This window comes from Methanococcoides sp. DA23 (genome assembly GCF_057593895.1).
Window position 1 is genome coordinate 149,539 of record NZ_CM172520.1, and the last position, 13,311, is coordinate 162,849.

Sequence of the window (13,311 nt, forward strand, 5' to 3'; positions counted from 1 at the left end):
CACCAGCTTTTGATACTAGGGTAAATGTTCAAACTACAAATTCCTTTTCCATTTTTGTCAGATTCTCAAAACCATCAGCGGTTATGACCACCATATCTTCTATCCTTATCCCGCCAAGCTCTGGATAGTAGAGTCCAGGTTCTATGGTAACGACATGTCCTTCCTCTACCTCTACTTCCTGCAGAGAAACAGAAGGTAATTCATGTATATCCAATCCTACACCATGTCCTGTCGAGTGAATGAACCCTGCCTTAGAATCATCTCTCAATGTGCCATAACCTCTCTTTTCGAACTCATCACAGACGGCATTATGCACATCACTATAAAGGATCCCTGGTCTTAAGACTGCAAATGCTGCTTTCTGTGCTGCATGGACGGCTTCATACATTTCCTTTAGTTTTTCAGGAGCTTCCCCTTTAAGGACCGTTCGTGTCATGTCTGCAAAATAGCGACTTCTTTTGTTGCGGGGAAATATATCAATGACTATGGGTTGGTTCGCCTGGAGCTCTCCCTCTCCCTCCCAATGAGGGTTTGCGGATTTTGTACCACAGGCGACGATCGTGCTTTCTGCTTCACATCCATGGTCCAGAAGGGTGTGTTCGATGGAAGCACGTATGGCCTCAGAGGTTATGGCCACTCCATCACTGTATAGGACGCCTTCCTTTACCTCAGACCCTGCGATCATACCAATGGCAGTTTCCATTGCTTTCTCACAAGCAAATTGTGCCTCTTTTATCCTCTCGATCTGTTCCTTGTCCTTCCTTGTCCTCAGCTGCTTGAAAGGGCTCTTCTCAGGAATGATAGTGAACCCCAGTTCTTTCAGTGTCTGGGCAGTGAAGAGTGGGAAATCGCGCGGCACCATGATGTGTTTAGCACTCATTTTCTGGAAGACCGATGCCAGGCAATCACAGTATGCGAGCTCACCATCTTTCCTTTCTTTCAGCTTTTCATGAAATCCATATTCCTGCATTGTTTGCACGGTCTCGACACGGGACTCTATCTTCGCTCTGCCCAGTTCCATGCTGGAAACGATAAGGGTCTCTTCTCCATTTTTTGTCTGTATGTATGTGAATGGGTCCGCTGCCAGAAAATGTGTTGTGTAATACACATCTGCATTATTCGAGTTCCCCATTATCAGGAAAGCATCACATCCCTTTTCTGCAAGCTGAGGGGTTATGTCCATGTTGTTTTCTTTCTGTTCCATATTATTGGGATTGTTGTACTAGTACATAAGCTTGCAGTTTTTGTCATTCAAGGGGCTTATGTTTTTCAATACCGCTTTCAGACGCTATCATTGAAAACGGTGTGGACATCAACACTTGATATGTGGACATCCGGTACATAACGATGAACATGGGATAATATTATCTATGCAACAAGTTTTTTCCACACATGATCTGGAATCTGTAAAAGAATTCAATGATTTCCTTTACGATATCCGTTACATCCTTGTATTCTATGTGATGGGCGACTTCATAACCACGGCCAAAGCCCTTAATTATGGTGTTGAAGCAAATGGGTTTATAGCTTTGGTAATAGCAGAGTTCGGGTTGTGGGCGCTTTTTGCTTTAAAATTGGTTTTTGTCCTTATAGTTTACTGGATCTATAAGGGCTCACTTTCGTCCTGTGATAAGCAAAAGAACGATCTCTGGGCAATGATGAAGAACTTGATCACATTTGTTGGTATTTTTCTTGTGATCAACAATCTTCTGGTAATATGGGGAAATTTCGGGATATTGCAGTTGTTGGGTATTGGGTCGTTGTAACAATCTTTGTTATTGTAGTAACTCTTGCCTTTTGATCTCTCAATTGATATTAATTCAGTTGTACTTATTTCGGTTTTGAATTTGACCCTTTGTTCTCAATTGGGTATTAGTACAAAAGAACTTAATATGTGTTATTCTATTAATTTAAGTCAATATTTATGCATTTATTGTGATCTTTGATCGATCTATTTCATTAACAGGTTTAATTAAGGAGCTGAGAACATAAAATCAATTATCCTTGCAGGTGGTTCGGGAACACGCCTCTGGCCCTTAAGCCGCGAAAAATACCCTAAACAGTTCTTAAAACTGAACGAATCTTCACTTTTCCAGGACACTGTTATCAGATGCCTTGAAGTGTCCGATATCTCCGAGATATTCGTAGTAACAAATGAATCCCAAAAGTTCTTTGTTATCGGGCAGATTGAAGAACTGGGTTATGAACTCCCAATTGAAAATCTTCTCCTTGAACCCGAAGGCAAGAATACTCTTCCTGCGATATGCTATGGGATGTTGGAGATCACTAAGAAGTTTGGAAGGTCTGTTGTTGGTATTTTTTCATCGGACCATGTTCTCGATACCAAGGCAATGGAAACCATTGCAAGCGCAGAAGATCTTGCATCTGAGTATCTGATAACCTTTGGTATTTCCCCGACAGCACCAGAAACAGGTTATGGATATATCAAACCTGGTGAATCTCTTGGAGTTGGATATAAGGTCTCAGAGTTCAAGGAAAAGCCCGACCTTAAGGTTGCTGAAAAATATATCAAAGAAGGCTATCTCTGGAACAGCGGGATGTTCCTCTTCGACACGGATGTTTTCTTTAATGAAATAAAAACTCATGCACCAGAAGTAATTGATGCATTTGAAAATTACAAGGACATAAATAAGGTATATGACAATGTCACCTCAACATCAATTGATTATGGTATCATGGAAAGATCCAGCTGTGTGGCCACTGTAAGAATTGACCATCGATGGAACGATCTCGGAAACTTCGATGCGATCTACAATGAGTTCGAAAAAGATGGAAATGGGAATGTCATCTACAACTGCGATGACATGCTGGTCAATTCATCTGATAATCTCATTTATTCGAGACCCAAAAAGATCGTTTCAATGATCGATGTCAAAGATATGGTCGTTGTGGATACTCCAGATGCACTTCTCATTTGCCCAAGGGAAAGCAGTCAGAAGGTGAAAGAGGTTGTATCTGCTCTTAAGTACAAGGGGGATGAAAGGGTACAACTCCACCAGACCGTGTACAGGCCCTGGGGTTCATACACTATTCTGGAAAATTCGGAAAGGCATAAGATCAAGAACATAATTGTATTGCCAAACAAGAAACTGAGCCTTCAAATGCATCACCACAGGAGCGAACACTGGGTAGTTGTTGAAGGAATGGCCTGTGTTGAGAATGATGGCGAGAAGTATTTCCTGCGGCAGGGGGAGAGTACGTTCATAAAGGGTGGTATAAGGCATAGGTTATCAAATCCCGGGAAGTTGTCGCTTGAGATCATCGAGGTTCAGCTTGGGGAGTATGTTGGAGAGGATGATATTGTTCGGTTTGATGATGATTATGGGCGACAATAACCCTCAGTAAATTGATTTTAGGAAATCAACAAACACATTTTGAAAATAGTTGTTTTACTATTGATATTGTATATTTATATAAGTTAATGAATCTTCTGAGTATAATTAATTTAAATGCATTTATATGTGGAGTTTAAAAATGGGTAAAGTTGCATTAATTACAGGGGTAACAGGCCAAGATGGGGCATACCTTGCAGAGTTCCTGCTTAATAAAGGATATATTGTACACGGAATCAAAAGAAGATCTTCCTCATTCAATACTGCACGTATCGATCACCTCTACAAGGACCCTCACGAGAGGAATGTGAACTTCTTCATGCACTATGGTGACTTGACCGATTCGACAAATCTGATACGCATTATTCAGGAAACTCAACCTGATGAAATTTATAATCTGGCTGCTCAGAGCCATGTTCAGGTCTCTTTTGAAACACCGGAATACACGGCAAACTCTGATGCTCTCGGAACTCTGAGGCTCCTAGAAGCTATACGCATACTTGGCATGGAAAATAAAACAAAATTCTACCAGGCCTCTACCAGCGAACTCTATGGGAAAGTTCAGGAAATACCACAGAGCGAAACCACCCCTTTTTATCCAAGAAGTCCATATGCAGCCGCCAAGATTTATGCTTACTGGATAACCATCAACTACCGGGAAGCATACGGAATCTTCGCATGCAATGGCATCCTCTTTAATCACGAATCTCCCATTCGTGGTGAGACATTTGTCACAAGGAAAATCACAATGGCAGTTGCAAATATAAAAAAAGGGATGCAGGAGAAGTTGTACCTTGGCAACCTGGATGCAAAACGTGACTGGGGCTTTGCCGGGGATTATGTGGAAGCCATGTGGCTCATGCTGCAACAGGAAGAGCCTGATGATTTTGTGATTGCAACAGGTGAGACACATTCTGTGAGGAAGTTTGTGGAACTTGCATTCAGGGAAGTAGGGGTCGAGATTGAGTGGCAGGGCAAAGGTGTGAAAGAGGTTGGAGTGGATGCTGCCAGTGGCGATGTTTTCATTGAGGTCGATCCAAGCTATTACAGGCCAACCGAAGTGGACATTCTAATCGGGGATCCAACAAAGGCGAAAGAGAAGTTAGGATGGGTAACCAAGATTGGGGTCGAGGAACTGGCAAAGATGATGGTCGAGTACGATCTAAAGAGGTTATAATACATGTATATTGAATCATGTGATATGCCATTTAATATAATGCAAAGTGGCTGGATCGTCAAAGAAATGCATTCTGTGCAATGGCTGAAATGAATTCTGCTCAAGTTAGAGTTGCATCATGTTCAACTTAAACACGATTTTTACCCGCATCATGGGTATAGGAGAGGTACAGCGGCAGACTATCGTTTCACTTACATGGCAGGTTGTATTTACATTGATTGGTTTTCTCAGTACGATGTACTTTGCACACACCGTGGGTGCAAGTGTATTGGGTGTGTATTTCCTATTTCTTGCATATTTCGGCATCATTGGTCTGTTCATTGATGGGGGTATTGGTGGAGCTGCAGTGAAGCGCATTAGCGAGGGGATGGAGCAAAATGCATACTTCAGTGCATTCTTAGTGCTAAGGTTCATGCTAACGATTGTGATCTTATTTATTCTTATCACATTTCGCGAATATTTTGTGGATATAAATGACGCTGGATTATTTACCTTGTTTCTTTTGGCATTAATAATATCTTCATTATTTGGAGTTGTTCAGAGTGGTATCGCTGGATGCAATAAGATGGGAGTGCATGCAACAAGCAACTTCCTCAAAAATGTATCTTGTGTTTTTACTCAGGTCATTGCTGTATTCCTAGGGTTCGGTGCTGCTGGGTTGGTGGGTGGGTTTATAGTAGGGATGCTGATTGGTGGCATCATCTCGTTGCGTTTTTTGAATCTGCATCTGGTGAGGTTTGGCTGGGACCATATCAAAAGGCTTTCTTCTTTCTCTTTCTGGTTATTCCTGACGTCAAGTGGGGTTATACTATATTCGTATGTAGATACTGTCATGATAGGTTACTATCTACAGAATGCGGATGTAGGGGTCTATAGGGTGGTATTCCAATTTACTTCCATTGTGCTAATTGCAACAGCTGAATTTAATGCAGTTCTATTTCCTAAGGTTAGTCGTTGGGGCGTATCGGGTGACACGGAGTTGATAGAAGAATCTCTTTCTCGAGCGGTTATCTATTCGTTAATGTTAGCTATACCTGTGTTTGCTGGCGGTGTACTTTTGGGTGATAGGTTGCTGTATTTTTTCTATGGTGCAGAATTTATAAATGGATATTCTGCCCTTATAGTACTACTAATTGTACAGATGGTAAATATTTTTCAATATTTGTTCATAACATACATAGGGTCATTGGATCGTCAAAAAGATGCATTCAAGGTAACTGCAGTAGCTGCTACGGCAAATATTGTGCTAAATGCCATATTAATCCCAATGATGGGCATTTTGGGAGCTACGATTGCAACTCTTATAACCATGTTATTAAATGCTTTTCTGGCATGGCATATATTATCTCATATGATGGATATACAGATTAAATTTAATAGTTTATTAAACATATTAATAGCATCAGTTATAATGTCTTTGTTTTTAGGGGTCTATCGTATGTTTGTGGCATTATCCAGTGTATGGTTGACCCTTATACCGGTTGTTTTGGGTGGAGTCATGTATGGAATTTTAATATTAAAACTCGATAGAACTCTACAGAATGAATTGAAACTCCTATTCACTCAAATGAATGTAGGATGGCCTAAATGGCTGTAATTTACATGGGATAGGGATAAATAAGATATTAAATACAAGGGATGATATGAAAGTCGTAATTCTTTGTGGCGGAAAAGGAACTCGTATGAGGGAAGAAACTGAGTATAAACCTAAGCCACTCGTCGAAATCGGTGGAATGCCGATACTCTGGCATATAATGAAGACCTATAGTTATTATGGATTCAATGATTTTGTACTGTGTCTTGGATATAAAGGCAACATGATCAAAGAGTATTTTATGAACTTTGAATGGTTTGCCAATGACTTTACATTACACATGGGTGAAGGAAAAGGTGAAGTGACGAACCATGCACATGCTATGGAAAATTGGAATATCACTTTTGCAGACACTGGTGATGATACAGATACCGGTGGGCGTGTCAAAAAAATAGAAAAATACATTGACGATGAATCCTTCCTTTTAACTTACGGCGATGGCCTGGCAGATCTCAATATATCCGACCTTTTATCATACCATCGTTCAAAGAATAAAATTGCTACTGTAACAGGAACAAGACCACAATTTCGTTTCGGTGTTCTCGAAGTAGAAGAATCTGGAATCGCAACCTCATTTGCAGAAAAACCATCTACTGATGGTTTGATAAATGGCGGATTTTACGTTTTAAATACTGAGATTTTCAATTATCTAACGGAGAAATCTAATTTTGAGCGTGATGCTATGCCTAAGCTGGCAAAAGATGAAGAACTTGCAGTCTATGATCATCAAGGATTCTGGCAAGCCATCGATACTTACAAAGAAGTAGAAGAAGTAAACAAGCAATGGAACTCAAATAATAGACCATGGGTCATATGGTGAACATATGAATTTCAGCTGGAAAAATAAAAATGTGTTTGTTACCGGTGCGACCGGCTTAGTGGGATCATGGCTAACCAAGTTCTTGATCGACGAAGGTGCCAATGTTATTGCATTAGCCCGAGATATTGTGCCTAAATCCATCTTGTGGAGCAACTCCAAGGATTTTGATCATATCAAAGATAATTTAACGATAGTCCATGGTAAGCTCGAAGATTACGAGCTTTTAGAACGTGCATTGAACGAGCATGAGATTGAAGTGGTATTCCATCTGGGAGCGCAAACGATCGTAGGAATAGCAAATCGCAATCCTTTGTCTACGTTTGAATCCAATATAAGGGGAACATACAATCTGCTTGAGGCATGTCGAAGGTCCCCGCTTATTAAGGCTATAGTGATTGCTTCCAGTGACAAAGCATATGGGGAACAAGAGCATTTGCCGTATGATGAAAGTACACCATTGCAGGGCACGCATCCATATGATGTTTCTAAAAGTTGTGCGGATCTTATTGCATACACATATTACAATACCTTTAAGTTGCCTGTTTGTGTTACACGATGTGGAAACTTTTACGGTCCCGGAGACCTTAATTTCAACAGGATCATCCCAGGCACGATACGTTCTTTGCTAAATGGGGAAAGTCCGATCATACGCAGCGATGGGACGTTCATTCGTGACTATTTCTATGTGAAAGACGGTGCGCTTGCGTACATGCTCCTTGCAGAGAAAATGCTTTCAGATACAAGTATTCACGGAGAAGCATATAATTTTAGTACTGAGATTCAGGTTACGGTATTGGAACTCGTGAATAATATTGTCGGTATAATGAAAGTTGACATCGAACCAACGATCATGAACCAAGCTAATAATGAGATCCGGAATCAATATCTTTCGGCAGAAAAGGCTAAAGAACAACTTGGTTGGAGTTCAGAATATACGTTGGATTCTTCATTGGTTGAGACAATTGAATGGTACAAAACAATAATTTAAAGATACGTCTAACGCATATGATATATGCAAATTGGGTCACATAAGGAGGTGAATTTATGGCTGATGCAAACCAAACACTTTCAAAAATTGCGTATGATATTGAGGGGCAACCAATGTTCAAGGTTCTGGATAACGTCCAGAAATTGGAGCAACGTGGCGAGCATATCATTCATTTTGAAATTGGAGATCCTGATTTTGATACTCCAAAACACATAATTAATGCTGCGTATACGTCCATGAAGAATGGGGATACGCATTACACTAATTCAATGGGAACTTATGATTTTAGAAAGGTTGTAAGTAAAGCTACGGCATTCTCAAGAGGTTTCTCCCCATCCATTGACCAGATACTTGTTACTCCTGGGGCAAATATAATAATATACCTTGCAGTAAAATGTCTGGTTAATCCAGGCGAAGAAGTGATTGTACCAGATCCAGGATTCCCTACATACTATTCGGTATTAAAACTCTGTGATGTCATACCTGTAAGAGTACCGCTAAGAGAAGAAAACAGATTCAGGATGAATCCTGAAGATGTGAGAAAAGCAATAACTCCAAATACAAGACTTATCATAATCAACTCACCCAATAATCCTACCGGATCTATGATGACATCTGAAGAAATGGACGAGATATATAAGATTGCTCAGGAAAACGATATTTACATTATGAGCGATGAGATTTATTCCCGAATGATCTATGGGGAAAATACTAAATTTTATAGTCCATCGAGAAATGATTTCTGTAAAGAAAGAACTATCGTAGCAAATGGTTTTAGCAAAGCATTTGCAATGACCGGTTGGAGATTGGGGGTAGCAATTGGCCCAGAGAACGTGATTGAAAAGATGGGATTATTGATACAAACTTTAGTTTCATGCACACCACCGTTTATTCAACGTGCTGGAATTGCCGCGATTGAAGGTGATCAAACGGAAATTCGCCACATGATAGAAGTGTACAAAGAACGTAGAGATCTGCTTGTTGACGGTTTGAACAGTATTCCAGGTATTAATTGTCTAAAAAATGATGGAGCTTTCTACGTATTTCCAAATATCACTCAAACTGGAATGACAAGCGAAGAATTTGCAGATTTTATTCTTGAGAAAGCCAAAGTTGCTATTTTGCCAGGAAATAACTTTGGAAAATACGGTGAAGGATACGTAAGATTAACATATGCCACCAGTATTGAAAATATAAAGATTGGACTCGATAGAATGAGAAATGCGGTAGAAAGTTTAGAGAATGTTATGGAGAATCATTAATGATACGTGTATCTGATTTCATTGCAACATTCATACATGACATAGGAGTAAAACATGTATTTATGCTCACAGGTGGGGGCATAATGAATCTTACTGATGGAGTTGCATGCAATAAAGATTTAGATGTTGTTTGTTGTCACCACGAACAAGCATCATCCATGGCATTGGAAGCTTATGCAAGAGTGACAGGTCATTTTGGTGTTGGCTATTTCACTACAGGGCCGGGAGCTACAAATGCTCTGACCGGACTTGTCGGAGCATGGATGGATACTGTGCCATGTTTATTCATTTCAGGTCAAGTGAAGAGGAGAGAAACTATATACAATGCTAAAATCCCTGGCTTAAGGCAATTTGGTGTTCAAGAAGTTAATATTTTACCTATTGTTGAATCAGTTACTAAGTATGCAGCAATCATAAATGATCCTGAAGAAATCAGATATCATCTTGAAAAAGCAGTTTACTTATCAAAAAGCGGACGACCTGGACCGGTGTGGTTAGACATTCCATTAGACGTTCAAGGATCCTTAATTGAACCTGCGAAATTAAGAGGGTTTATACCACCTGATAACAATTCACTAAAAATTTCATACAATGGCATGAATGGTGTAATCCAGCACTTGAAATCGGCCTCAAGACCCGTGATATTAGCAGGGCAAGGGGTCAGAATCGCAGGTGCAATTGATGATTTTTTGGATTTCATATCTAAATTCAATATACCGGTCGTTACAACATATTTAGGAGTTGATATAATTGACAGTAACCATCCTCAATATGTGGGACGCATCGGAATAAAAGGCGACAGAGCCGGAAATCTCGCCATACAAAATTCAGATCTGTTAATTATAATAGGCAGCAGCCTTCCAGTTGCTGAAATTGGTTACGAATATTCCCAATTTGCAAGAGAAGCTAAAATAGTAGTAGTAGATATCGATATATCGTCCCACAAAAAAAATACGATCGATATTGATCTGTTAATAGAGGGTGATGCAAAAGAATTTATCAACAAGTTATCTGAACAATTTAACGGACATCAAGAATACATTGATGAAAAATGGTTAAGTACCTGCCTATCATGGCGAGAGAAATATCCAGTATGTTTGCCAGAATATGAAGATTTAAAAGGAAAAATTAATAAATATTATTTCATAGACCGACTGTCAACAAAATTGAGCACTGATGATGTGGTGGTCACAGATGCCGGATCTGCCTTTTATGCAGGATCGCAGGGGGTCAAAATTAAACAGGGTATGAGGTATATAACATCAGGTGCCTTAGCCACGATGGGGTATAGCTTGCCCGCAAGTATAGGGATTAGTGTAGCACTGGATAAAAAGCGAGTAATGTGTATTACTGGAGATGGATCACTTCAGCAAAATATCCAGGAACTGCAGACTGTGGTACACTATGATTTGCCTTTGAAGATCTTTATCTTAAACAATGATGGGTATTTATCAATTCGATTCACGCAAGAAAAATATTTTGACAAGCGCTTCATCGGAGAAAGTTCAATCTCAGGCGTGTCATTCCCGGATTCGGAGAAGATTGCAAATGCTTATGGAATAAAATTCTTCCGTGTTAGCGAAAATCATGATCTGGACAATGTGTTGGAACAAGTCTTGGATTATGATGGCCCGGTCATATGTGAAATAATGACTCCAAGAGACCAATTAATTATACCCACAGTGGCATCGGAAAAACTGGATGATGGTACAATGGTATCAAAACCACTTGAGGACCTTTATCCTTTCCTTGACCGGGATGAATTCCGAAAAGAGATGCTAATCAATCCAATTGATGAGTAATGCCATGTCTCAAAGAGTAGTTATTACAGGCGGAACTGGTTTTGTTGGTTCAAATCTTGTGAGAAAACTTGTAAGTGAAGGGTTTGAAGTCCATATTCTCACAAGGAACACATCCGATAAGTGGAGAATATATGACATTCTGAATTCAGTTCATGAGCATAGTGTTGATCTTCTGGACAAGGACAAACTGAAACAAACCATGAAAATGATCGAACCAGATGTCATTTTTCACCTGGCCACCCTTGGAATCTATGGGGGTATCCATGCGCCTGAAAAGGAAGTGATCGAGAATAACCTGTTTGGCACCATCAATCTCATTAATGCATGTGATGATGTCGATTACAATTGCCTCATAAACACAGGAAGCTCATCAGAATACGGACCTAAAACCGAACCCATGAAAGAAAGCGATGTCTGTGAACCGATAAATGTATATGGGATCTCAAAATGTGCTTCAACCCAATATGCGAGTTTTATTGCAAAGACAAAAGATAAACCAATAATGAACTTCAGACTCTTTTCCCCATTTGGACCATTTGATGACCAAAGAAGATTAATACCTTACGTAATTGCTAATGCGTTACAGAATAAAACACTTAAATTGTCAAATTCCTGTTCGGTTAGAGACTACATTTATATCAAAGATGTTTTGGACCTGTATCTAAAGGGTATTTCTGTTGCAACAAAAAATAAAGGAGAAACATTTAATCTCGGGAGAGGGACGAGCCAAAGTGTGTCCTATGTAGTTGATAAAATTCTGGACTTGACGTCTTCTTCCAGCGTCGTCGAATGGAATACTTTTTCTGGGAGAGACCATGATTGTGAAAAATGGGAAGCTAACATTGAAAAGATCTGCAGAGATTTTAAGTGGAACCCTAGGTATAATATGGAAGAAGGACTTGAAGAGACCATAGAATGGTTCAAGCTTCAATGCTTCAAAGAAAAATACTTATGCTAATATACCAAAATCGGGAGTTGCGAATGAATCCAAAAGAGAAACTTAAACTTGAAATATTTGATAAAATTAAAGAGTATTATTTGTCTTATCATCAAAAAAATGAATTCGTTCCAGGTAAGTCGCAGATTCCTTACTCTGGAAGGATCTTCGATGAAAAAGAAATGATAAGCCTTGTAGATTCAGCTCTGGATTTTTGGCTGACCACCGGAAGATTTGCAAAACAATTTGAAGATGACTTTGCCCGATTTTTAGGCGTGAAACATTGTTTACTGACAAACTCTGGTTCATCTGCGAACCTGCTGGCAATCTCTGCCCTTACTTCAGTGAAACTCAAAGAAAAGAGATTGATGCCTGGGGATGAAGTTCTAACTGTGGGTGCAGGCTTTCCAACGACAGTGACCCCTATCATACAAAACAATCTTGTACCCGTGTTTCTGGATGTGGACATTGGAACATATAATATCCAATACCAGAAAATAGAAGATGCGATCTCTGAGAAGACAAAAGCCATTTTTGTGGCCCACACAATGGGTAATCCCTTCAATCTAGATGCAGTTATGGAAATCGCTGAAAAATATGATATGTGGGTAATAGAAGACAATTGTGATGCATTGGGATCTAAATATAATGGAAAATACACAGGGACTTTCGGACACATATCTACTTTCAGTTTCTACCCACCTCACCACATAACTATGGGTGAAGGTGGTGCTTTGGCCACTAACAGTGACCAGTTAAAAAAATTGATACTCTCTTTTAGAGATTGGGGGCGTGACTGCTGGTGTGAATCCGGACATGATAATTGTTGTGGTAAACGGTTTGAGTGGAAACTGGGTGATCTTCCATATGGATATGATCATAAATACATATATAGTCACATTGGATATAATCTCAAATTGACCGATATGCAGGCAGCTATTGGCGTCGAACAATTAAAAAAATTGCCTTCATTTGTGGAAAAAAGAAAAAGAAATTTTAGAAATATTTACGATGGAATTAAAAAACACGAGGAGTATTTCATATTACCCAAGACTGAAGAGGGCGCCGATCCCAGTTGGTTTGGTTTATTGTTAACTGTCAGAGATAATGCCAATTTTACTAAAAATGACATCGTAAAATATCTGGAAGATAATAAGATTGCTACAAGGGCGCTTTTTGCCGGTAATATCACAAAACATCCCTGCTTTGAAGATATCACTTATAAGGTACACGGAGAGCTTACAAACACCGACTATATTATGAACAACACTTTCTGGATCGGTGTTTATCCGGGAATTGAACCTGCTATGGTTGATTACATGCTCAAAGTGATAGATGAATTTATTGAAAAAAATTAGAACTAATCTAGAGAGTATGC

11 protein-coding genes are annotated in these 13,311 nt (G+C 39.5%); 10 read left to right on the top strand and 1 reads right to left on the bottom strand.

Translation table 11 applies throughout. The features are described 5' to 3' along the window. Positions 1–28 precede the first annotated feature (28 nt). A complete protein-coding gene (locus tag AC20MK_RS00695; RefSeq protein ID WP_487356107.1) occupies positions 29–1,204 on the bottom strand; it encodes a M24 family metallopeptidase in 1,176 nt (391 codons plus the stop codon). 166 nt (positions 1,205–1,370) lie between these two features. Between AC20MK_RS00695 and AC20MK_RS00700 the strand changes: the two genes are divergently transcribed. The 10 genes from AC20MK_RS00700 (at position 1,371) to rfbH (ending at position 13,291) form a co-directional block, all read left to right on the top strand. Next, the gene (locus tag AC20MK_RS00700; protein WP_487356108.1) at positions 1,371–1,766 is read left to right on the top strand and encodes a DUF5658 family protein; all 396 of its coding nucleotides are present in this window, start codon (positions 1,371–1,373) and stop codon (positions 1,764–1,766) included. A 222-nt stretch (positions 1,767–1,988) separates the two neighbouring features. Beyond that, positions 1,989–3,356, top strand: coding sequence for a mannose-1-phosphate guanylyltransferase/mannose-6-phosphate isomerase (locus AC20MK_RS00705; protein ID WP_487357032.1), 1,368 nt, complete (start codon positions 1,989–1,991; stop codon positions 3,354–3,356). A 139-nt stretch (positions 3,357–3,495) separates the two neighbouring features. Next, complete coding sequence (gmd, locus tag AC20MK_RS00710; RefSeq protein ID WP_487356109.1) at positions 3,496–4,530, top strand: GDP-mannose 4,6-dehydratase; 1,035 nt, start codon at positions 3,496–3,498, stop codon at positions 4,528–4,530. A gap of 151 nt (positions 4,531–4,681) precedes the next feature. Beyond that, positions 4,682–6,127: a flippase gene (locus AC20MK_RS00715; protein ID WP_487356110.1), complete on the top strand. Its 1,446-nt coding sequence runs from the start codon at positions 4,682–4,684 to the stop codon at positions 6,125–6,127. 46 nt (positions 6,128–6,173) lie between these two features. Further along, positions 6,174–6,944 (top strand): glucose-1-phosphate cytidylyltransferase, encoded by a 771-nt coding sequence (gene rfbF / locus AC20MK_RS00720; RefSeq protein WP_487356111.1) that lies wholly within the window; start codon positions 6,174–6,176, stop codon positions 6,942–6,944. 4 nt (positions 6,945–6,948) lie between these two features. Beyond that, complete coding sequence (locus AC20MK_RS00725; RefSeq protein WP_487356112.1) at positions 6,949–7,932, top strand: GDP-mannose 4,6-dehydratase; 984 nt, start codon at positions 6,949–6,951, stop codon at positions 7,930–7,932. A gap of 56 nt (positions 7,933–7,988) precedes the next feature. Next, positions 7,989–9,194, top strand: a complete 1,206-nt coding sequence (locus AC20MK_RS00730; protein WP_487356113.1) for a pyridoxal phosphate-dependent aminotransferase — start codon at positions 7,989–7,991, stop codon at positions 9,192–9,194. Beyond that, positions 9,194–10,996, top strand: a complete 1,803-nt coding sequence (locus tag AC20MK_RS00735; protein WP_487356114.1) for a thiamine pyrophosphate-binding protein — start codon at positions 9,194–9,196, stop codon at positions 10,994–10,996. Before AC20MK_RS00730 ends, AC20MK_RS00735 begins: the two co-directional genes overlap by 1 nt. A gap of 4 nt (positions 10,997–11,000) precedes the next feature. Next, positions 11,001–11,954, top strand: a complete 954-nt coding sequence (locus AC20MK_RS00740) for an NAD-dependent epimerase/dehydratase family protein (RefSeq protein ID WP_487356115.1) — start codon at positions 11,001–11,003, stop codon at positions 11,952–11,954. Between the two features lie 23 nt (positions 11,955–11,977). Continuing rightward, positions 11,978–13,291, top strand: a complete 1,314-nt coding sequence (rfbH, locus tag AC20MK_RS00745; protein ID WP_487356116.1) for a lipopolysaccharide biosynthesis protein RfbH — start codon at positions 11,978–11,980, stop codon at positions 13,289–13,291. Positions 13,292–13,311: the final 20 nt, after the last annotated feature.